This is a genomic window from Aquimarina sp. MAR_2010_214, assembly GCF_002846555.1.
In the GTDB taxonomy this organism is placed as follows: Bacteria; Bacteroidota; Bacteroidia; order Flavobacteriales; family Flavobacteriaceae; genus Aquimarina.
The window spans coordinates 538,548-561,678 of record NZ_PJMS01000001.1 but is presented as its reverse complement, the minus strand read 5'-3'; the positions used below and the strand labels follow the sequence as shown (position 1 = coordinate 561,678).

At 32.8% G+C, this 23,131-nt stretch carries 20 protein-coding genes; 5 read left to right on the top strand and 15 right to left on the bottom strand.

Annotated elements, in window-relative coordinates:
- Positions 1-11: 11 nt before the first annotated feature.
- The 7 genes from ATE84_RS02515 to uvrC all read right to left on the bottom strand — a co-directional run bounded on the left by ATE84_RS02515 (position 12) and on the right by uvrC (position 10,198).
- Entirely contained in the window at positions 12-977 is a 966-nt protein-coding gene (locus ATE84_RS02515) for a tryptophan 2,3-dioxygenase family protein (RefSeq protein WP_101445532.1), read from the bottom strand.
- Positions 977-1,756 carry a DUF3108 domain-containing protein gene (locus ATE84_RS02510; protein ID WP_101445530.1) on the bottom strand — a complete coding sequence of 260 codons (780 nt, stop codon included), beginning with the start codon at positions 1,754-1,756 and terminating at the stop codon, positions 977-979. Before ATE84_RS02510 ends, ATE84_RS02515 begins: the two co-directional genes overlap by 1 nt.
- Before the next feature lie 506 nt (positions 1,757-2,262).
- The gene (locus ATE84_RS02505; RefSeq protein WP_101445529.1) at positions 2,263-3,255 is read right to left on the bottom strand and encodes a fumarylacetoacetate hydrolase family protein; all 993 of its coding nucleotides are present in this window, start codon (positions 3,253-3,255) and stop codon (positions 2,263-2,265) included.
- Positions 3,256-3,460: 205 nt separating this feature from the next.
- Complete coding sequence (gene hppD, locus ATE84_RS02500) at positions 3,461-4,600, bottom strand: 4-hydroxyphenylpyruvate dioxygenase (RefSeq protein WP_101445527.1); 1,140 nt, start codon at positions 4,598-4,600, stop codon at positions 3,461-3,463.
- Positions 4,601-4,779: 179 nt separating this feature from the next.
- Positions 4,780-5,937, bottom strand: a complete 1,158-nt coding sequence (locus tag ATE84_RS02495) for a homogentisate 1,2-dioxygenase (protein WP_101445525.1) — start codon at positions 5,935-5,937, stop codon at positions 4,780-4,782.
- A gap of 176 nt (positions 5,938-6,113) precedes the next feature.
- Positions 6,114-8,396 carry a patatin-like phospholipase family protein gene (locus ATE84_RS02490; protein ID WP_233195732.1) on the bottom strand — a complete coding sequence of 761 codons (2,283 nt, stop codon included), beginning with the start codon at positions 8,394-8,396 and terminating at the stop codon, positions 6,114-6,116.
- Between the two features lie 2 nt (positions 8,397-8,398).
- Positions 8,399-10,198 (bottom strand): excinuclease ABC subunit UvrC, encoded by a 1,800-nt coding sequence (gene uvrC, locus ATE84_RS02485; RefSeq protein ID WP_101445523.1) that lies wholly within the window; start codon positions 10,196-10,198, stop codon positions 8,399-8,401.
- A gap of 168 nt (positions 10,199-10,366) precedes the next feature.
- Between uvrC and ATE84_RS02480 the strand changes: the two genes are divergently transcribed.
- The 5 genes from ATE84_RS02480 to ATE84_RS02460 all read left to right on the top strand — a co-directional run bounded on the left by ATE84_RS02480 (position 10,367) and on the right by ATE84_RS02460 (position 13,681).
- On the top strand, positions 10,367-10,795 hold the full coding sequence (locus ATE84_RS02480) for a RimK/LysX family protein (RefSeq protein WP_101445522.1): 429 nt from the start codon (positions 10,367-10,369) through the stop codon (positions 10,793-10,795).
- On the top strand, positions 10,795-11,667 hold the full coding sequence (gene rimK, locus ATE84_RS02475; RefSeq protein WP_101445520.1) for a 30S ribosomal protein S6--L-glutamate ligase: 873 nt from the start codon (positions 10,795-10,797) through the stop codon (positions 11,665-11,667). The genes ATE84_RS02480 and rimK overlap by 1 nt, the downstream gene beginning before the upstream one ends.
- Before the next feature lie 4 nt (positions 11,668-11,671).
- A complete protein-coding gene (locus tag ATE84_RS02470) occupies positions 11,672-12,652 on the top strand; it encodes a succinylglutamate desuccinylase/aspartoacylase family protein (protein ID WP_101450784.1) in 981 nt (326 codons plus the stop codon).
- Complete coding sequence (locus ATE84_RS02465; protein WP_101445519.1) at positions 12,645-13,214, top strand: 5-formyltetrahydrofolate cyclo-ligase; 570 nt, start codon at positions 12,645-12,647, stop codon at positions 13,212-13,214. Before ATE84_RS02470 ends, ATE84_RS02465 begins: the two co-directional genes overlap by 8 nt.
- A gap of 65 nt (positions 13,215-13,279) precedes the next feature.
- Complete coding sequence (locus ATE84_RS02460) at positions 13,280-13,681, top strand: two-component system response regulator (RefSeq protein ID WP_101445517.1); 402 nt, start codon at positions 13,280-13,282, stop codon at positions 13,679-13,681.
- A gap of 14 nt (positions 13,682-13,695) precedes the next feature.
- On the opposite strand, the gene ATE84_RS02455 is transcribed toward ATE84_RS02460, so the two are convergent.
- From ATE84_RS02455 to ileS, 8 genes are all read right to left on the bottom strand, one after another.
- A complete protein-coding gene (locus ATE84_RS02455) occupies positions 13,696-14,307 on the bottom strand; it encodes a lipoprotein signal peptidase (protein WP_101445516.1) in 612 nt (203 codons plus the stop codon).
- Positions 14,308-14,436: 129 nt separating this feature from the next.
- Complete coding sequence (locus ATE84_RS02450) at positions 14,437-15,885, bottom strand: S41 family peptidase (RefSeq protein ID WP_101445514.1); 1,449 nt, start codon at positions 15,883-15,885, stop codon at positions 14,437-14,439.
- A gap of 81 nt (positions 15,886-15,966) precedes the next feature.
- A complete protein-coding gene (locus ATE84_RS02445; protein WP_101445513.1) occupies positions 15,967-16,680 on the bottom strand; it encodes a hypothetical protein in 714 nt (237 codons plus the stop codon).
- 34 nt (positions 16,681-16,714) lie between these two features.
- Positions 16,715-17,470: a DUF4097 family beta strand repeat-containing protein gene (locus ATE84_RS02440; RefSeq protein WP_101445511.1), complete on the bottom strand. Its 756-nt coding sequence runs from the start codon at positions 17,468-17,470 to the stop codon at positions 16,715-16,717.
- Between the two features lie 25 nt (positions 17,471-17,495).
- The gene (locus ATE84_RS02435) at positions 17,496-18,293 is read right to left on the bottom strand and encodes a HEAT repeat domain-containing protein (protein WP_101450782.1); all 798 of its coding nucleotides are present in this window, start codon (positions 18,291-18,293) and stop codon (positions 17,496-17,498) included.
- Between the two features lie 5 nt (positions 18,294-18,298).
- Positions 18,299-18,832 carry an RNA polymerase sigma factor gene (locus tag ATE84_RS02430; RefSeq protein ID WP_101445510.1) on the bottom strand — a complete coding sequence of 178 codons (534 nt, stop codon included), beginning with the start codon at positions 18,830-18,832 and terminating at the stop codon, positions 18,299-18,301.
- Positions 18,833-19,149: 317 nt separating this feature from the next.
- Positions 19,150-19,533, bottom strand: coding sequence for a TraR/DksA C4-type zinc finger protein (locus ATE84_RS02425; RefSeq protein ID WP_101445508.1), 384 nt, complete (start codon positions 19,531-19,533; stop codon positions 19,150-19,152).
- Positions 19,534-19,538: 5 nt separating this feature from the next.
- Positions 19,539-22,943: an isoleucine--tRNA ligase gene (gene ileS / locus ATE84_RS02420; protein WP_101450780.1), complete on the bottom strand. Its 3,405-nt coding sequence runs from the start codon at positions 22,941-22,943 to the stop codon at positions 19,539-19,541.
- Between the last annotated feature and the right edge of the window lie 188 nt (positions 22,944-23,131).

Below are 23,131 nucleotides of genomic sequence, written 5' to 3'. Positions count from 1 at the left end.
TGACGACTATTTTATTTTGCGGTATTAAATTGATGAGTAACCCATTGTTGACCCCAGTTTTCTTTTTCTTCCTTGGTCCAAAGATTAGGAAAAAACATAATCCTTTGAAAACTTGGAGGCAAGAAACTTTTCCAGTTAGTTCCTCCTGTAGCCAAAACTTCACCTTTCTCTTTATTGAGATACCTATAGGCAGCACCCATGTGCATTAATAACCAATTAACATTCACATTAGTGTCAAAAGTACGTAATGCTTCGATAAGGAGCACATTATTTTGCTCTTTTTCTGGTAGTTCGAGGTATTTGTGAAAAATAGTGCTCTGTTGTACTTGGTGAGCAATACGCATCATTCTTGGTGTATATCGATATTCGAATTGCTTAAGAGTAAGTGTTTTTTCACCGGTTTCTTTATCGGTAGCACCAGATTTCCAGTACAAATGTTCGAATACTTCTTCGAGGACATCTTTTTCAGAAAAAATATCTCTTTCTTTAGCACTTACAAGATTCGTCAGGGGAGTTGAATAGATCTCGATTAACCTAAATTGCACAGATTGAAAACCACTTGCAGGTAGAAGAGACATTCGGTATTTAAGAAATTGTTCTCTGTCCATTCCTCTAATCATAACGTCAAAAGAATTGATCAAAACTCCGAAATAACGATTTACTCTATCAATTTTAGTAGTAAAAAAAGCGGCATTTTGTAATTTGTCATCAATGATCTGCTTTAATTCATGTATAATTAGCTTGAAATAGAGTTCTGTAATTTGATGATAAGTAATAAAGATCTCCTCGTCAGGGAAATGTGTTCTTGGGATCTGTAAGCTTAATAAAGTGTCCAGGTGTATATAATCCCAATAGGTTAAATATCGATCGTGAAGTAGACCGTCTAAATATGACCCCAGATCCTGGCCAGAGTTTTTAAATTTTTTTTCTAGTTGCTTTATTTTTTCGGCAATCTCTGGCTTTATAGATTCATTCATTAATCTACTATAATTTTAAATGGGTGTTTAAGTCCTTTAAATGCATCTAAATCTGCTTTTATCGAGCCTACAACAATATCTGCTTTTATTCTTACGGGCATACGGTTGTCATCATCGCTTACCCATACAGTCATACTTTCTTCTTCTTTAAAAACTCTATCTGCTTGAACATAGGGTCTAAATTTTAAACATGCAATTTTACCCATTTTGGTTTTAATGATTTCTCTTCCTAAGAATTTTAACTTAAAACGATAGCTTTCATTATCAAAAAACATATTTACATATTGTTCATCTCCTTTTTTTAGAGAAGATGTGTTAATGTTATTACGTAAATAATAAAAAGAAGACATCATGTCTTGTACATCAGATTGTATTGGGTAAGATTTTTTTGTATTGTGTTTTTTGTTGAAAACTAATGCTTTGTTTTCATTATGATCGAAGTTAATTTCTATATTCTTGGTATGTCCTCCCTCATTTATTTTTCGAATGAAACGATATGGTTTTACTCTATCTATGTCAATATAAGTTTCATAATAATCTTCTACTTTAAAAAAGACACTTAAAAAACCGGATGATTTACCTGTACCAATGATATGGTGTACTGATTTCCCATTTAACTGTTCTTTTTTAATTTCAAGTGTAGCATAACTAGCTGTAAAAAGGCCATAATGAATTCTGAACTTAAACCATTCTCCAGAATCGAATGCTTTATGGCTATCTTGCGCAAAAGCAGGAGATATACTTGTTATCAAAAGCAATATTATAATATACTTTTTCATAGTTTAGGGCATTGTTATTATTTGACATACATGTTAATTGAATATGCAATTACAATATCCATTCCAAAAATACTATTTAATATGAAGAGATAAAAATGAATATTGTTATCTAATTTTAAAATATAGACAAAAAAAGAGAGCCACCACAGCTCTCTTCTTTACTTTTATTAACCAACTAAAAACTTAAATTATGAGAATAATTATTGTTTTAGATATAGGCGGTAACCACTCCACCTATTTATGCAAAAATGGACTTTTTTTGAATAATTATCAAACGAAAACGTTTTTTTATTATGAAATTTAACAAAAGTTTATATCATTTGCTGCGAAAATTGCATTTTTCTCAAAAAAGCAAAAAACAATTTTAGTCAATAAAAAGGGTGTTTTTTTAGTTATTTTTCTAACCAAAATTCGTGTCATTTTATGCCTGGAAATAGATTTGATCTACTTCTCGATAGTATGAACTAATTTGTCTTTGATTACATAATAATAAGTCCACAATTTATTTAATTTATAGGTTTGTATTGTTTTACGACCTGATCTATTTTTCCAAAAATAGTTTCTCCTTGTTTATTTTTCATTTCGATTTCTATACGATCATCAAAACTCATAAAGGGAGTGGATGGTTTTCCGTTTTTAATAATTTCTAAACATCTAACTTCTGCCAAACAGCTTGATCCATCTGGACTCCCTTGATTTGCAACAGTACCTGATCCTATTACAGATCCGGCTATTAAAGATCTTGATTTAGCAGCATGAGCGATCAATTGACCAAAATCAAAAGTCATATCTATTCCGGCATTAGGTGATCCTATAACTTTAGAATTTAGTGTAGATATCAATGGTAGATGTACCTTGGCATTTTCCCAGGCATCGTCTAGTTCATCTGGCGTAACTACTACTGGAGAAAATGTAGTCCATGGTTTTGATTGATAGAACCCAAATTGTTTAGCTAACTCATTAGGGATTAAATTCCTTAATGAAACATCATTAATAATTGCCACAAGTTTAATATGCTTTTGAGCATTTTTAGCGCTAACACCAGCAGGAACATCATCTGTTATTACAGCGACTTCAGACTCAAAATCTATTCCCCATTCTTCTTTTTCAATTTCAATATCATCATTTGCTCCAATAAATGCATCAGAAGCCCCCATATACATTAAGGGATCGGTCCAGAAAGTCTCTGGTAATTCGGCATTTCTTGCTTTTCTTACTAGTTCTACATGAGTAACATAAGCACTACCGTCTGCCCAATGATAAGCTCTGGGAATGGCAGCCATGGCTACGGTCGAATCAAAATCAAAAGTATTTGGTAATGTGCTATTTTGTAACTGATCGTATACTTTTTCTAGTTTAGGGGAAGTATCTTCCCAATTATCCAAAGCCTCTTGCATTGTTTGCGCAATTTCAGGAACTTTTACGGCTTTGGTTAGATCCCTGCTTACTACAACTAGTTGTCCGTCTCGGGTATCGTTTTTTATGGTTGCTAATTTCATTATATTGTTTTTCTTAGAAGTTCATATCCTGTATTATAGTTTCATTTCCAGGAAACTATTTTTACGAAGAACTTTTGTTTGGTTTTTTGGAAATACTATACCATATATTATATACCAATTAAAAGATAAGTTCTAAATAATTGGTATATAAAAATGGCAAGAAAATAATATGTCTATTTTCTTAAAATGTAGTGTTAGAATATTTTTAAAGCGTACCTCTTTGTTCTTGTTCTCTTTCGATAGCTTCGAATAATGCTTTAAAATTACCTTTACCAAAAGACTGAGCTCCTTTACGTTGGATAATTTCAAAAAACATTGTAGGGCGATCTAGAACCGGTTTTGTAAAAATCTGAAGAAGATACCCTTCATCATCCCGATCAATTAGAATTCCTAACTCTTTAAGTGGCTCAAGATCTTCATCTATTTCACCAACTCGATCCAAAACAGTTTCATAATAACTAGATGGAACAGTAAGAAATTCGATTCCTCGATTCTGAAGTGCAGAAACAGTTTCAATAATGTTATCGGTAGCCAATGCTATGTGTTGTACTCCGGCACCATTATAAAAATCGATGTATTCTTCAATTTGGGATTTTTTTCTTCCTTCAGCAGGTTCGTTTATAGGAAACTTTATACGCCCGTTACCATTACTCATTACCTTACTCATTAAGGCTGTATATTCTGTAGAAATATCTTTGTCGTCAAAAGATACTAATTGCGCAAACCCCATAACTTTGGCATAGAACTCACACCATTTGTTCATTTCATTCCATCCTACATTACCTACCATATGGTCAATAAACTTAAGACCGGTGGTTTCTGTTTTATAGGGTTTGTTCCAAGCCATATAGCCAGGTAAGAATGTCCCATGATAATTTTTTCGTTCTACAAAAATGTGTACTGTTTCTCCATAAGTGTGGATTCCTGAGAACACAACTTTACCATTTTCATCTTCCTCAACAGTGGGTTCCATATAGGATTTAGCACCACGTTTTACAGTTTCTTGATAGCTTTTGGTAGCATCATCAACCCAAAGAGCTACTACTTTTACTGCATCACCATGGGCATTAATGTGTTTGTTAATATCTCCATCAGGTTGTAAAGGTGAGGTAAGAACTAAGCGTATTTTATCTTGTTGTAATACATAAGAAACCTTATCCTTACATCCTGTTTCTAATCCGGCATAGGCTATAATTTGAAAACCCCATGCTGCTTGATAATAATAGGCTGCCTGCTTGGCATTACCTACATAGAGTTCTACATAATCTGTTCCTAACAGTGGTAAGAAATCTTCTGCCTGAGGAACTATTTTTTCTAAATTCTGAGGTGTTATATTGGTCGACATAATGCTTTAAATTTTATAGTTAAATAAATGAATCAATGAGAAAAATGTATTCGATTTTTTCTGTAAAGGTCAGTTTAAAAAGCTACCACATGGCTCTTAAATGTGCTGTAATGTCTTTCCGGTAATTTAGCATAAATGTTTTTTAAATTGTTTTAGATATAAAAACATTCTTTGAAAAATTACTCTAACCAGGATTTATGATAATCTTCATCTGCTATTTTCATAGCCTCTTCTGTAACCATAAGAGGTTTAAAGGTATCTACCATAACAGCTAATTCATCGGTTTTGGTTTTTCCAATACTTCGTTCTGCTGCACCGGGGTGTGGACCATGTGGTATCCCTGCAGGATGTAAAGAAATATGTCCTGCATCAATATCGTTTCTACTCATAAAATCACCATCGACATAGTATAACACTTCATCGCTATCTATATTACTATGATTATAAGGTGCAGGAATGCTCTCTGGGTGGTAATCATACAATCTTGGTACAAAAGAACAAATTACAAAAGCATCGGTCTCGAATGTTTGGTGCACTGGTGGTGGTTGATGTATTCTACCTGTTATGGGTTCAAAGTCATGTATCGAAAATGCATAAGGGAAATTAAATCCGTCGTATCCTACTACATCAAATGGATGTGTAGCATAGATCATATCAAAAATTTCGTCTTGCTTTTTTACTTTGATTAAAAAATCTCCTTTTTCATCGTTAGTTTCTAATTCGTATGGAGTCCTGATATCGCGCTCACAAAATGGAGAATGTTCTAGCAATTGTCCAAACCAGTTACGGTATCTTTTTGGAGTATAAATTGGTCTTCTTGATTCTACAATAAACAAACGATTATCAGAAGTGTCAAAATCAAGTTTATAAATAGTTCCTCTTGGGATAAGAATATAATCACCGTATTTAAAATCCAGATTCCCTAAATGACTACGAAATTTTCCGCTTCCACGATGAATAAAAATTAATTCGTCGGCATCTGTGTTTTTATAGAAATAATCGGTAGTAGATTCCTGAGGCGCAGATAAAATGATACTTGCATCACTATTAGTTAATACATTTTTTCTACTTTGTAGATAATCTTTTTCAGGATTGACTTTGAAACCGTGGAATCTATAAGATTTGATATTGTTTTTTATAGCTACTTTGGGAGCTACGCTATAACTTCCTTTAATTTCTTTTACTTGTGTTGGTCTATGGCAATGATATAAATTGGTTGACATTCCGTCAAAACCAATTGTTCCAAATAATTGCTCATAATATAAATTACCATCTGGTTTTTTAAAGATGGTATGACGCTTAGGGGGTATTTCACCTAGAGTATGATAAAAAGGCATGATGTTGCAAATTTAAGATATTAACTACTTTTAATTAAGACAATAATAAATAGCACCTCTACCTTATTCGGGATTGCGCTTAATAAGGTAGTGTAGTAATAATAATAAATCTTGCCAGAATAAATTCATAACATTACAAATATCGTAAATATTTCTATTCTTTAGAATATAATTTTTTAAAACCAAAAACCAACACTAAAGGACCAGTTACTTTCATCTAGTTCTGGAGAATAAGAATATTTAACTTGTATGGGTCCAGCAAAGGTGTCTAAGCCATACCCTATAGCATATCCAGAGAATTCTGGGTTTTCAAACCATTTTCCTGTACTGAATAACTTATTACCTACATTGGCAAAATTAGCAGATGCATTAATATGATTCTTTTTAAATACCTCATAATCCACAGATAGCAGGGCTTTCATAAAACTTTGCCCTGTTATTCCGAAGAAATCATATCCATAAAAAGGGATAAAATTATTAATGGTTTTAGCACCAAAACCTCCAAGTAGAAAATCGAGAGAGCTTAGAGAAGTATTTCCAATTTTGGTACCTGCTTCCAGGCTAATATTCATAGAAAAATCATTATATAATGGGGTAGCAAATCCTAATTGTGCTTTGGCAATTGAGAATTCATCAAAACTTTTTGTAAAATCAGAAGAAAAAAGATAGGTATGAATATCACCTTCAAATAAAAATCCTCGCTTCGGAAAATATTTATTATTATAAGTATCCAGTTTAATATAACCAAAGGCACTCCAATAATCACTATTATCAAATACAGTTCTCGGAATTTGATTTTCATCTTCTCCAAACGTTTCAGAAATAATACTAAGGCGTTTATATTCTGCACCTAATCCAACAGAAAAGGTTTGTTGTAATAAGGTCTCTGCATAGATTTGTGCATTATAATCGGTATAATCTACATCGATAGTATTAATATCTAAATCAGGGATCTCTCCAAATCTTCCTATAAAATCAAAATCAATTGCTTTTTTAAAATTGGTATAGCGAAATTTTAATCCAGTACTCCAATAAAACCCCTTGTCAATATAATAATCTAGGTTATATCGAATATTATCGCCCAAAGCAACATCTGCAGAGAGCACATCATTATCAAATAATAGGCTTTTTCTGGTTACATTAATTAAAGCTGCGGTCTGATACAAGTCGTCATAATGAAGTGCAAAACGTAATAACATTTTGTTTTCGCTCTCTTTTACATTAAGATCTAGTTTTTTACCTTCTCTTGTGTCGATCAATTTATGGCTTACACGATCAAAGTTCCCTGTTGCAGATAAGTTGTTAATACCTTCATTTAATTTTTCGTAAGTTGTAATTCTAGGAGTTTTAAGTTTTAGTTTTCCTTTTATATAAGCTCTTGTATACCTTTTATTTCCTGAAATAACCAAACTATTTACTAATATGTTTTCTGAATTTTTAGTAACAGGAGGTTCCTTTGGTTGAGGTTTTTGACGCATTGCAATTGCTTTTAGTTTATCATAATTAGCAAATGCGGCTTTTTCTCCATTGGTAATAATTTTATCGGCCTGATTAAAAGATATTACCGAAAAATCTGTTATTGAAGGTTTAATGTATACATCGGTTTCAGAAACTTTGTCTTTCATAGCATTATAAGTTCTGAAATTACTGATTTGAAGCATGATATTAGTTACCGAATTTAGCTCATCTCTAGACATTAAGCTATCTTGTACATCAATTCCAATTACTATTTCTGCTCCTTTTTCTTTTATTTCCTTTACAGGGTAATTATTAGCTACTCCTCCATCTGTCATTAAAATACCATTTAGTTCGACAGGGCTAAAAACAGAGGGTAATGCTCCACTAGCAGCTACAGCATCTGGTAAATATCCTTTATCCAGAAGAACTTGTTTCCCAGTTTCAATATTAGTAGCCATACAGAAAAAAGGGATTGGGAGATTATTGAAGTCACGTATTTCACTTACATGAGCTGTAAATCTTGAGAATTGGTTATAAAAATTCTGTCCCTTAGATAGTCCTTTGGGTAAGCCAATTTTAAATTTGTCAAAGGGTAAGGTTATTGCATATTTTTCTGAGTCTTCTCGTTCATAAAAAGTTTTAGCACTTCTCGGAAGTTCATCTTGTATAAATGCATCAAAGTCAACAGCTCTAAAGATAGAATCGAGTTCTGCAGCGCGATACCCAGAAGCGTATAACCCACCTACAATTGCTCCCATACTAGTACCACCAATATAATCGATACGTATCCCTGCTTCTTCTATTATTTTTAAGGCACCAATATGTGCAAGTCCTTTTGCACCGCCACCACTCAAGACTAAGCCTACTTTTACATCCTCTATTGACGAATCATTACGTCCCTCTGAGTCTTGTTTTTCTTGAGACCAAATTGTGTCAGGAATAAAGAACACTAAAAGAAGTATCCCTAATAAAAAAAATCTTGATGTATTGCGTTTGGCCACGTTTACTCTTTTTTAGAAAGATAATAATTATACACTTTGGTTGCGCGAGAATCCCCAATCACTTCGCTTAATTCATGTTTAGAAGCCTCACTTATTCTTTTTACAGACCTAAAGTTTTTTAATAATTCTATGACAGTTTTTTCTCCAATCCCAGGAATTAAATCCAGTTCGGTATCTAAAGCGGCTTTACTTCTTTTTTGTCTATGAAAAGTGATTCCGAATCGGTGTGCTTCATTACGTAAATGTTGTATGACCTTTAAGGATTCTGATTTTTTATCTAGATATAAAGGTATAGAATCTCCAGGGTAATAAATCTCTTCTAGTCGCTTGGCAATACCAATAATAGTTATCTTTCCTCTTAATCCTAATGTGTCTAAAGCTTTTAATCCCGAGGAAAGTTGTCCTTTTCCTCCGTCTACGATGACCAGTTGTGGTAAAGGTTGATTTTCTTCTGTTAATCGTTTATAACGCCGATATACGACTTCTTCCATAGAGGCAAAATCATTGGCTCCTTCTACCGTTTTTATATTAAATTTTCTATATTCTTTTTTACTGGGTTTTCCATCTTTAAATACTACACAGGCAGCGACTGGGTTAGTTCCTTGGATATTCGAATTGTCAAAACATTCGATATGTCTTGGCTCTTCGGGTAACCTTAAATCTTTTTTCATTTGCGCCATCAGGCGTTTTATATGCCGATCGGGATCCATGATTTTGATTTGCTTAAAACGCTCCTGTCTATGGTATTTTGCATTTCTCAAGGATAAGTCTACAATCTTTTTTTTATCACCCAATTGTGGGATTGTAATTTTTAGTGCTTCTCCTACTTCTACATTAAAAGGAACAAATATTTCTTTGGATGTAGAGTTAAAACGTTGTCGGAGTTCGATAATGGCAAGTTCTAAAAGTTCTTTGTCAGATTCGTCCAATTTCTTTTTAACCTCTGTGGTATGTGATCTAATTATGGCGCCATAGGATAGTTGAAGAAAATTAATATATCCATAGGATTCATCTGATATGATAGAAAACACATCGACATTACTTATTTTAGGATTAACTACAGTTGATCTTGCTTGGTATTTTTCTAGTATTTGTATTTTTTCCTTGATTCGCTGTGCATCTTCAAACTCCATTTTCTCTGCGTGTATCATCATTTGATTCCTAAAACGATTAAGAGAATCTTTAAAATTTCCTTTTACAATTTGACGAATAGCTTCAAGGTTTTCGAGATATTCTTCTTCGTCTTGTAATCCTTCGCAAGGGCCTTTGCAATTGCCTAAATGATACTCTAAACAGACTTTATATTTTCCGGCATTTATTTTTTCCTGAGATAGATCATAAGTACAGGTTCTAAGCTGATAGAGTTCTTTGATAAGGTCCAAAAGGATATGTACCGTTTTCACAGAAGTATAGGGGCCATAGTATTCTGAGCCATCTTTGATAAGGTTACGAGTAAGAAATATTCTTGAAAAACGTTCTTTTTTGATACAAATCCAAGGATATGTCTTATCATCCTTGAGCATGACATTAAACCTTGGTAAATATTTTTTAATCAGATTGTTTTCTAATAACAGGGCATCTGTTTCTGTTTCAACAACAATGTGTTTTATAGCATGAATTTTCTTTACAAGAACCTTGGTTTTATAGTTATCATGATTCTTTGTAAAATAAGAAGAGACTCTTTTTTTTAAATTTTTTGCTTTTCCAACATAAAGAAGTTTTTCGTCTTTATCATAATATTGATATACTCCAGGGCTGGTAGGTAATGTTTTAATTTGTATGTCTAACGTTGCTTCTTGCATATTCTAATGGTAAAGTTAAGGGTTTACCTTAATTGTAGTACAACTATTAGAGGTTTAAATTTTTGTTAACTATTGATTAGAATTATGAATTTGTATTAAAAAGGAGGGATGTAATACAATGCTTATTGATTTTTATTACATTAGTAGTCCCAATATTAATCATATCTTTTGGAGAAAGAAAAGAAAATAATTGGAAGAACAGATAAAGTGGATTTTCCTCTTTTAGAATTGAAAGATATCGATGTCAAAATTGATACGGGCGCATATACTTCATCTATACATTGCGTTGATATAAGAGAGATTGATCAAACACTGCAATGCAATCTTCTTGATGCAACACACTCTGAATATAATGGCAAAAGATTTACATTTAAAAATTATGACATTACTGCGGTAAAAAGTAATAGCGGAAAAGTAGAAGTACGCTATGCTGTAAGAACACAAATTATTGTATTTGATGAAACATATTCAATAACCCTCACATTATCTCCTCGTGATGATATGCGTTTTCCAGTATTGATTGGCCGTAAGTTTTTAAGTGGTAAATTTTTGGTTGATCCCCAATTAGAAAATCAGTCCTATAATAGAAAACTGTAATGAATATCAAAATCTTGTCACGTAGTGCAAATTTGTATTCTACTGATGCTTTGGTTCAAGCGGCAGTAAAACGAAAGCATAATGTACAGGTAATAGACCCTCTTAACTGCGATATTGTTATTGAAAAACAAAAACCTGAAATTTATTATCGAGGGAAGAAATTAGATCATGTAGATGCTGTGATTCCCAGAATTGGAGCTTCTACTACTTTTTATGGTACTGCGGTAGTACGACAGTTTGAATTAATGAATGTATTTACCACACTTAAGTCACAGGCATTACTACAATCCAGAGATAAACTAAGAAGTTTACAGATATTATCTAAAGCAGGATTGGGACTCCCAAAAACAGTATTTACCAATTATTCTAAAGATGTTTCTGAGGTTATATCTCATGTAGGAGGAGCTCCTCTAATTATTAAGTTATTAGAAGGTACTCAGGGATTAGGAGTTGTATTGGCCGAAACTAAAACAGCTGCAGAGTCTGTGTTAGAAGCTTTTAATGGGTTACAAGCTCGTGTAATTGTACAAGAATTTATAAAAGAAGCCAAAGGAGCGGATATTAGAGTTCTAGTTGTTGATGAAAAGGTAGTTGGAGCAATGAAAAGACAAGGTAAAGAAGGAGAATTTCGATCTAATTTACATAGAGGAGGTAGTGCATCAGTGATCACTCTTAGTGAAGAAGAAGAACAAGCGGCTATAAAAGCAGCCAAAGCTTTAAAAATGGGCGTAGCAGGTGTAGACATGCTACAAAGTGAAAGAGGGCCTCTTATTCTCGAAGTTAATTCTTCTCCGGGATTAGAAGGTATAGAAAAAGCAACGGGAGCGGATATTGCAAAAACTATTATTCGTTATATTGAAAGAAGTTTATAACACAATGACTAAAGTAACAGGAAAAAATATACTTAATATTCTCGGTAAAGAAGTATTGCCCGGTACTAGTACAACTATAAATTTTAATATAGCCAAGTTATATACTTCTACCAAGGTAGAAATACCTATAATCATAGAAAGATCAAAAACCCCTGGCCCCACTGTACTTATTACTGCAGGAATTCATGGAGATGAGATTAATGGAGTAGAAGTTGTGAGACAAATCATTGCAAGAAAAATTAATAAACCTGCAAAAGGTAGTATTATATGTATCCCTGTACTTAACGTATTTGGTTTTTTAAGTATGGATCGCTTTTTTCCTGATGGACGAGATCTTAACAGGGTTTTTCCGGGAACCAAAAATGGGTCTCTAGCCAGTCGCTTTGCTTATCAATTTATAAATGAGATTTTACCGGCAGCAGATTTTTGTTTAGATTTTCATACCGGAGGAGCCAGTAGATTCAATGCTCCGCATATTAGAGTGGATCCTAAAAATGAAAGATTAGTAGAGTTAGCAAAAATTTTTAATGCTCCTTTTACTCTTTTTTCCAAAAATCTGGATGGTTCATATCGAGCTACCTGCTCCAAAAAAAGTAAAGATATATTATTGTTTGAAGGAGGAAAGTCTCAAAATAGTAGTAAAGAAATAGCAAGAGAAGGAGTACAAGGAACCATGCGTATATTGAATCATCTGGAAATGCTGAGTACCGAATTCGAATTACCTTCTCGGGATTCTGATACTTTAATTATTAAAAAAAGTGTATGGATGCGTGCAAAATATAGTGGTTTATTACATATTAAAATACCTGTTGGAAAACATATAGAAAAAGATGAGATTATGGCAACAATTACAGATCCTTATGGTAAGATGAGACATGTAGTTAAAGCAAATAATGAAGGATATGTGATTAATGTAAATGAATCTTCAATTGTATATAAAGGAGATGCTATTTTCCGTATTACCAAAGAATTAGCAAATGAATAAAAAAGAACTACGAGCTAAATATAAAACCCTTCGATCTCATTTAAGTAACGAAGAGGTTGAAAATTTAAGTATTGATATAGCCAATCAATTACTTAAATTACCAGTTTGGGAAAAATCATATTACCATATTTTTTTGTCGATAGATCAAAAAAAGGAAATCAATACAGAATTTTTGCTAAATATTCTTCTAGGAAAGGATAAAAATGTAATCGTATCAAAAAGTAATTTCGAAGACAATACTCTTCACCACTTCTTACTCACAGATACTACTGTATTAAAAGTGAATTCTTGGGGAATTCCTGAACCGGTTGATGGAATCCCAATCCCTGAAGATAAAATAGAAGTAGTTTTTGTACCTCTATTAGCATTTGATCAAAAAGGGAATAGAGTGGGATATGGCAAAGGGTTTTATGATAAATTTTTGGCAAAATGTAATCCTAATACCTTAAAAATTGGCCTTTCTTTTTTTTCTGCTGAAGAAGAAATTGAGAATGTAACCATAACAGATGTATCTCTTGATTTTTGTGTCACGCCAACAGAAATATACGCTATTAAGAAGTAAATAGGGTTTTCTGAATTAAGGATACTTTTGTATATTCACCTTATTAATTTTGTACTCTCTAAAAAATGCCCCGAAATATAGAAAGTGTTTGTATCATAGATGATGACCTTATTTATATTAATCTGGTAAGCAAGATCATTGAACTAAAAAAACTATCAGAATCTGTTTTAGTTTTTAACAATGGAAAAGAAGCATTAGATTTTTTTCTACAATCTTTACAGAAAGAAGAAAATCAAGATGTACCACAAGTTATATTTTTAGATCTAAATATGCCAATTATGGATGGTTGGGAATTTTTATGTGAATTTTCTAAAATCAAAAATCAAATTGGAAAAAAAATTGACCTTTATGTGGTGAGTTCTTCAATAGATTCTAGAGATATAGAACGCGCCAAATCTATCGATATAGTATCAGATTATCTTACCAAGCCTATTAAATTAGGCGACTTTGAAAGAATTTTGATCTAATTGTAGTTTTTGTACTATTCTTCTACTTTTTTTGGAAAAGCTTTTTTGTTAAATATGATTAATAAGAAAACACCAACACTTATTGCAGAATCGGCAATATTAAATACAGGATCAAAGAATGAAAAATGTTTGCCTCCCATAAACGGAATCCAATCTGGTAAAATATCATCATAGAAAGTAAACTGAATCATGTCGACTACCTTACCATAAAAAACACTTTCATAACCGCCCGCTTCTGGTAAGAAACTTGCAATCTCTACCAGTGTGCTTTCACTAAATAAAATACCATAAAAAATAGAATCAATAATATTTCCAAAAGCACCAGCAAAAATCAATGCAATACAAAAAGTAAGAATAGTTGGGCTGTTTTTGCGAACAGAATCGTACAACCAATACCCGATTCCTGTGATGGCAACCACTCTAAATAGTGTAAGAACTAGTTTTCCATAATTCCCAGGAAGTTCAAATCCCCAGGCCATGCCTTTGTTTTCTACGAATATAATACGAAACCAATCAAATACTTCTACACTATCGTGAAGAGTAAAATGAGTTTTAATATAAATTTTGGTGATCTGATCAATAAGTAACACTAAAATTATAACTAAAATAGATTTCTTTAAAGACATATAAGTATTAATTTGCTTGGCTGTTAAAAGCGACGGACAAAAATAGTGTTTTATTTTGTTTTATAGATACTTATTGTTTTAGCTGCAAGATTTATGGATTTTTGTTCAGAATTAAGGTGAATTTTATGACTAGTCTTCTTTTAGTATTTTTTCGACATATTTGATCCATTGATAATCAGGAATGCTCTTGTCGATATAATAATCAGGTTGAATGCCTTTATTGTCAATCGTCATTTCGGGTATTCTCATACTTTTAGATAAACTATATCCCAATTGTAGATCTTTACAGGGAGAATCAACAAAATTCATGTTTGAAATATCTAAGACACCAGTTGTAGTAGTGCCAAAGAGCTTCACTTTTTTACTTTGTTTTGCTGCTAATAAAAATTGTTCTGTCGTACTGCCATTATTTTTATTAATTACAATAGCAACATTTTTTGGATAAGGGTATATCGTATCCATTTTTGTAATATCTATTATAGTGCCATCAAGATTTACAAATTCACCCATATGTTTATTTAATTTTTCTAACCCTTTTTTTGCCCATTTCTTTTCTTCAGCAGACCAGTCAGGATCCTTCATGAATTTCTTCATTCGGTTATTATTAAGTGGTGTTGATAGTAGTTTAACACCCACTGTGCGTATAGGGTTAGTATACAAATAGGGGATGATTTTTTTATAGCTAGCATCACTTCCACCACCATTATTTCTTACATCAATGATGAGATTTTTTTTACGGATCAACTGATTGTGATTTGCCATAATCAAGCTGTCTATATATTTTTTGTTAGAATATGAAAATGATGGAATTCTAAGAAGAATGGTATTCTCACTTACTTCCTTGATCATAGGACTTCGGGCTTTGATTAGCTCAAAATGTTCCTCTATTGTTTTATCAACTTCAAAATGCGGTTTTAATCTTTTTAAAACTATAAAGCCCATTTGCAGGTAATTTTTTCCAACCAACTTTACATCTTTAAATGTTCTGGCAGAATGATCCTTCATGAAATAAACAGCTTCTTTCTGATCATTTTCAGAAACTTTGATCCTAAATTTGATTTGATTTTTTTTCCAGTAAACCCCGTCAGCTTCGAGTATAAATCCAATATATTCGTTTTTGGTTTTTATGACACCAATTTTATATGCTTTGGACTCCCATATTCCTTCATAAGTAATATTTCTTAATTTAGAAATATAGTGTTCAAATTCTTTTTCTTCTATATTATATTTTTCCCAACCCTTAAATTGATCCGAAATTTCAGCATCAGAAGATCCATTTTGAGCTTTGTTTTGTTGATTGTTAATCCGTACTCCTATATGCCCTGATCTAAAAAACCGAAGCCAATTATTTAGTACAGCAGAACATTCTTTAATGGTTTTAATAGGTTTTATTTTAGCTCTAAATTTTTTATTATGATTTGCATAAAGATCTTTTCCTTTTTGTTCTAGTGCATAGATAAAACCAGCATCGTTTTCTTCAAATGTTTTCTTAAGCCAGTTGTAATTATCTTCACAAGAACAATTTTGCGAAAAAGTGAAAAACGAAATAAAAAAGAATAAAAGAAATACTGGTTTCATTACATTGAATATTTGTAGTTATATGATAGAAAACAATTACCTTATTTTTTTAAGGCAATTGTTTTCATATTCTTCTCATTATTATTTTCTAATGAATATACTACCACTCACAGTTTCAAGTTGTAGCTCGCTTCTTACATCTCCAAAAGTACCTGTTACTTTACTTCCTACGATTCTGTTTTTACCGTGATCAAACTTCATGTCTTTATCAGAATAAATCATTCCGGTAACTGTTTCGGCTTTTAATCTTGATTTTGAAACATTAATGTCAATATCTCCACTTATGGTTTTAAGATTAAGATCTCCGTTGTAGTTTTTAATATCGATATTTCCGCTAATAATATCTACAATTAATTCCCCCTGATAGTTTTCAGACTGAACGTTTCCAGAAATACTTTTTACTCTTAGTGTAGAATTTTTTGGAAGATACAAGGTATACTTAGCATCAATGTCTAAATTATTACAAGGACCCCAATTGTTTTTACGGTTTGATCCTCCACGTTCTTTCTTCCACTTGTCGAATAGATCACCATAGTCTGATGATATGTCCAGAACAGATGAGGTGTTCTTTATCTTTAAGTTAAAATAATCGTCAAATTCTCCACCATTAATACTTACGTTGGCTTTTAAAGACACATTACTTTTGTCCCAAGTTTTGATAACAATATCTTCGGCAAATTTAAATTCTACTTTAATTAAATCAGCAGAAGTACTTAGTTCTTTTTGGATTACTTTCTGTGCATTTATTTGTAATGAAACAAAGCACAACAGGATGAGTTTTAATACAGTTTTCATATTCGATGTTTTTTGATTAATTGATGACCTCTATTTATTTTTTTCTCAGGTAAATATTTCCTGTAGATGACCTTAGGGTAATATCAACCCCACCATTATTTATTTTGGTGTTTATAGCTCTTTTACCACGAATTATTTTCATGTTCTTATCTTCAAGAGGGAATTTTATATCAAAATCAGTATAAATTTCTCCCATAGAAGTCTTTAATTCCAGATTAGCAGGAGTATTGGATGGCAGGCTTACATCGATCGCTCCTGTAGCAGATACAATAGAAATTGGTGAACTTTGGCTTACCTTATCGAATACAATATTAATTTCACCTGTTGCGGTTTTAGCTACAATTGGACCTGTAACATTTTTTAATGTAATACCTCCTACCTTGGTTCTGGCTTCTATTTCGGCAGAAAACCCATTAAAAGATAGGCTCCCCAGATTACCGCTCTCTGTAGTGATATTGATCTCTTTTGGAAGATAGATCTCTAAGGTTTCGCTATGCATACCTTTCAGGTTTCTAATAATAAGTGTTTCTCCTTCTTTTTGAACATAAATCCCTATACCAGTATTGTCGCTTCCACCAGAATACACTGCTTTTAATCCTCTGGCTTTTTCAGGAGTTTCTCTTCCTTTTCCTTTGATCAATACTTCATCTTGGCTGTGAGTTTTTGCGATAACTCCAGATTCTGAGGCTATTCTTACTTTTTTAATTCCTTGCAAAGAATGTTTGTAATCTTGTGCAGTTAGATTTCCTGTTACTATAAATACTAGTAATGCGATTGCTATTTTTTTCATGATTATTTGTTTTTTGATTGAACTTTTAAATTAAACTAGGTAGCCCAATTTTTACTTGATCTTTTACATAATTGGGTGTTTCTTCTTTCTGAAGTAATTTTTCCATAGAAGGAACTGCGCGTTTTTCCTGAATAGAAACTAATATTTGAATTAATTCAATTTGTATACCTGGATCTTGTTCAATATCCAAGGCATTGATTAATGCTTTACGAACCATCTCAGTATCCGAAAATTTTACCAGTGCTTCTGCTGCAGCTAATCGCACATTGGTATGATCGTCGTAATGCATTTTATTGATTAAGGCGTTTAAGATGTCATTTCCGGGTTTGTCAAATTCCTCTGCATAATTTACAGCTTGTAAGCGTTTGCTTGCAGATTCATTTTCTATTAAAGAAATGGTCATCGTTTGCTTCATTTGATATTTTTCTTTTTCTAATACGGCCATTTCCTCAGAGAGTGATGCAGTATTCTCTAGTTTTCCGTAGAAATACCCCGAAAAAACAAGTGCAATGGTTGCAGCGATCTGTAACGCTGTTTTCCAAGGATTTTTGGTTTGTGAGCTTAAGGATACAATCTTAGGATCATTGAGTATCTCTTTTTCTTTCTTCAACATTTCTTCAAAGTTCATTTGTAAACTCTTATCCGGAAGTTCTCTAGAAGAATTATCATTCTTTATAGCTTCAAAAACGGTTTGAAGTTCTTGTAAATCATTAGTACAGCTTTCGCAGCTTTTAAGATGTGTCTCTATCTTTTGATATGTTTCCTGATCCAGATTATGATCTATATAATCAATCAGTTGATTTTGTATGTCTTTACAGTTCATAACAGTTATATGTTTTGTAAATAATAATTTTTTAATTTATGGATAGCCCGATGAACTTTGGTTTTTACAGCTCCTGCTGTAGAGCCTGTGATCTCAGCTATTTCCTGATACTTTATTCCTTGATATCGATTCATAACAACGAGCTCTTTGTCGGTTTTATTGAGTTGATTTAATGCTCGGTATAATTCTTCACTAGTCTCTTTTATTTCGACATGATCTTGCTCTTTTTGTTCTGCTTTATATTCGATATTTTCAAAGCGTTGAGGGGCTGTTTTTTGACTTTGATAATGATCACTAAATATATTTCTGGCAATGGTATAGATCCAAGATGAAAACTTTCCTTTTTTATAAGAAGTTCTATATTTAATTGCCTTATAGAAAACTTCTTGTGTAATGTCCTGGCTGATCTCTCGATCTCTCGTCATTTTTAATAAGAAATTAAAGATTTTAATATGGTATCTTTCAAAAAGGATACTCATTACATCCAGATTACCGTTGGATACCAGAATCATTAATTCTTCGTCAGTTAGATTTTTCAAGATGTTACTCTTTTGGTTGGTTTCTATTACTAATACCTTGTTTTTTTAAAAAGGTTACATTTAATTATATTTATTTGGTATAATACCATTTACACTTTGAATTTACCACAATAAAACGCCCTTTTTTCCTTTCTATTTCAGTATAAAATGAAACCGTAACTAAGGCTATGCTTTAATTTTATATTTCATACAAAGAAAAAAATAATGATTTTCTTTTACGGTAAATTCAAGGTATAACAGGTATAAGATAAAAAAAAGACCTCACTGGTTTAAAAACCGGTGAGGCCAAATCTATAGGTATAGATTGTTTTTTGTATTTAACTCTGCATATTTTTTGCTTCGATACTTAATGTAGCATGCGGAACCAGTTTTAATCGGTCAGGATTAATTAATTTTCCTGTTACACGACAAATACCATATGTTTTGTTTTCAATACGTAATAAAGCATTCTTTAAATCGCGTACAAATTTCTCTTGTCTAATAGCAAGTTGTGTGTTTGCTTCTTTAGACATGGTTTCACTTCCTTCTTCAAACGCTTTAAATGTTGGTGAAGTGTCATCTGTACCGTTATTTCCATCATTTTTGTAAGCACTTCTTATTAATTCCAAATCTTTCTGTGCTTTTTCCATTTTGTCTACGATGATTTCCTTAAACATCGTTAAATCAGCGTCGCTGTACCTTACTTTGATATCTTCTGCCATACTTCTTAATGTTTTTTTATTATCAATTGGGTTGCAATGTCGTCAAACGTAATTTCTGTACCATTTATTACATCTGATGCAAATTCAATTGTCTCGGTTAAGGTTTCATTTTTAATATAATTCTCATTAGTGGCGATGGCTTCTTTGATAGCTTCGTTTTCCTGGAAAACAATTTCTATCTTATCTGTCACCTCAAGACCACTGTCTTTACGGATGTTTTGAATACGATTTACAAGTTCTCTGGCGATCCCTTCTTTTTTAAGCTCAGGACTTATCGTTACATCCAACGCTACAGTCAAAGTTCCAGAATTTGCTACTAACCAACCTTCAATATCCTGAGAACTTATTTCTACATCGTCGGTACCTAATGTAATAATTTTATCATTAATTTCTACATCAAAATGCCCTGTTTGTTCAAGAATTTTAATGGTTTCTTGATCAAACGACTGTATCTCACTGGATATCAACTTCATATCTTTACCAAAGCGAGGGCCTAATGTTTTGAAATTAGGTTTAATTTGCTTTACCAAGATACCAGAAGCATCATCTATAAGCTCTATCTCTTTAACATTAACCTCACTTTTTATAAGATCTGCAATATCATTAATTTCATTCTTTTCAGCTTCGTTTAGCACAGGAATCATAATACGCTGTAGTGGCTGTCGAACTTTGATTTTTTCTTTTTGACGTAGCGAAAGTACCAGAGAAGAAATAGTCTGTGCCTTCTGCATCTTGTGTTCTAAAGGTTTATCTACAAAAGCCTGATCATACTCAGGAAAATGTGCCAAATGAACACTTTCAAAAGCTTCTTTTTTGGTTCCTGTTACCAAATCTTTATATAATCGATCCATAAAAAATGGCGCTACGGGTGCTCCCAATTTAGCAATAGTGAGCATACAAGTATATAGTGTTTGATAAGCAGAAACTTTATCTTTTTGATAATCACCTTTCCAGTATCTTCTTCTACTTAGACGTACAAACCAGTTACTTAGATTTTCCTGAACAAAATCAGAGATTGCTCTGGTTGCCTTGGTAGGTTCGTAATCATTATAATACGTGTCTACATTTTTGATCAAGGTATGTAATTCACTTAGAATCCAACGATCAATTTCGGGTCGTTCTGCCAATGGAATGTCGGCTTCAGTATACGTAAAATTATCAATATTGGCATATAAAGTAAAGAATGAATACGTATTATATAGTGTGCCAAAAAATTTACGGCGAACCTCCGCAATTCCTTCAGAATCAAATTTTAGGTTATCCCAGGGGTTGGCATTGCTAATCATATACCAACGGGTAGCATCTGGTCCAAAAGTTTTTAAAGTCTCGAAAGGATCAGCTGCATTACCAAGTCTTTTAGACATTTTCTGCCCATTTTTATCTAATACAAGACCATTAGATACTACATTTTTATAGGCAACATCATCAAAAATCATAGTTCCTATAGCATGCAGGGTATAGAACCATCCACGAGTTTGATCAACTCCCTCGGCTATAAAATCTGCTTTTCTTCCTCCTGATTCTACCTTTTCTTTATTTTCAAAAGGATAATGCCATTGTGCATAAGGCATTGATCCAGAGTCGAACCATACATCAATAAGATCGCTCTCACGTTTCATCGGTTTTCCTGAAGAAGATACCAGAGTAATTTTGTCTACCACATTTTTATGAAGATCAATTTTATCATAGTTCTCTTCGCTCATATCACCCACAACAAAATCTGAGAATATATCTTTATCGAGCACTCCTGCATCAACAGCCTTGGTCATTTCGGCTTTTAATTCTTCAACAGAACCGATGATAAGTTCTTCTTTGCCATCTTCTGTTCTCCAGATTGGTAATGGAACTCCCCAGAATCGAGATCGAGATAGATTCCAATCATTAGCATTAGCCAGCCAGTTACCAAAACGACCCTCACCAGTTGCTTTAGGTTTCCAGTTGATACCTAGATTAAGCTCATGCATGCGATCTTTAAAATCGGTTACTTTTATAAACCAGGAGTCTAAAGGATAATATAGAACCGGTTTATCTGTACGCCAACAATTAGGGTAGCTGTGTACATATTTTTCGACTTTAAAAGCTTTATTTTCTATTTTTAATTTAATGGCAATTTCTACATCTACAGATTTCTCTGGAGCTTCACCATCATCGTAATATTCATTTTTAACATACTTACCACCCAAATCTCCCATTTGTGGGATAAATCGTCCTTGTAAATCTACAGTAGGTACCAAGTTGTCATTTCCATCCATTACTAGTAGTGCAGGCACTTCGGGCTTTGCTTGTTTGGCTACTAATGCATCATCTGCACCAAAAGTTGGCGAAGTATGTACTATCCCTGTTCCATCTTCGGTGGTTACAAAATCACCGGCAATGATTCTAAAGGCATTCTCTGGGTTATGATGAGGTTGTACATAATCTATAAGCTGCTCATAACGAATATCGATCAGATCTGTTCCTTTACATTCTTTTAAGATGAAATAAGGAATCTTTTTATCTCCTTCTTTGAAAGTAGTAAGTTCTTCTTCAGTTTCCGCTTGAATAAATTTTCCAGAAAACTGCTTTCCTACCAAGTTTTTTGCAAGAACAACATGAATCGGTTCAAAAGTATATTGATTAAATGTTTTTACAACTACATAATCAATTTTAAGACCTACTGTTAATGCTGTATTCGAAGGAAGCGTCCACGGAGTTGTCGTCCATGCCAAAAAGTAAATAGCTTCTTCTATCTCCTGCAAGAATGAAGGCAATGTTTCTTTTTTAGCTTTAAATTGAGCTACAACTGTGGTATCGGTAACATCTTGATACGTACCAGGCTGATTAAGTTCGTGTGAGCTTAGTCCTGTACCTGCTTTAGGAGAGTACGGCTGTATGGTATATCCTTTGTATAATAATCCTTTTTTATAGATCTGAGAAAGTAACCACCATACACTTTCCATATATTTAGACTTATAGGTGATATATGGATCTTCCATATCTACCCAATATCCTATTTTTTGTGTAAGATCATTCCAGATATCTGTATAACGCATCACTGCTTTTTTACAAGCTTCATTATACTCTTCTACGGTGATTTTTTTACCGATATCTTCTTTGGTAATTCCTAATTCTTTTTCTACACCAAGTTCTATCGGAAGCCCGTGTGTATCCCAACCAGCTTTACGTTGTACCTGATATCCTTTTTGTGTCTTATAGCGACAAAAAATATCTTTAATTGCACGAGCCATTACGTGATGAATTCCCGGTAATCCATTTGCAGAAGGAGGGCCTTCAAAAAAGATAAACGGTTTTGCTCCATCTCGTTCACTAATACTTTTTTCAAATATGGTATTCTGTTGCCAGAAATCCAGTATTTCGTCAGCTACTTTAGGTAAGTCAAGTCCTTTATATTCAGGAAACTTCGTGCTCATTTGATCGTTCTTTCTATTAAGTGTGCGAAAATAAGGATTTTCTGGAAAAAAGAAGGGTGAAATTGGATTGTGATATGAAATAATTGTTAGGTAAATATGATTTTTTAACAAAGTATTCGGTTTTTCATTGAATTTTCATTGAAAACATATCTAGTAGTACTGAAATTTAATTTTGAAATAAACAATAT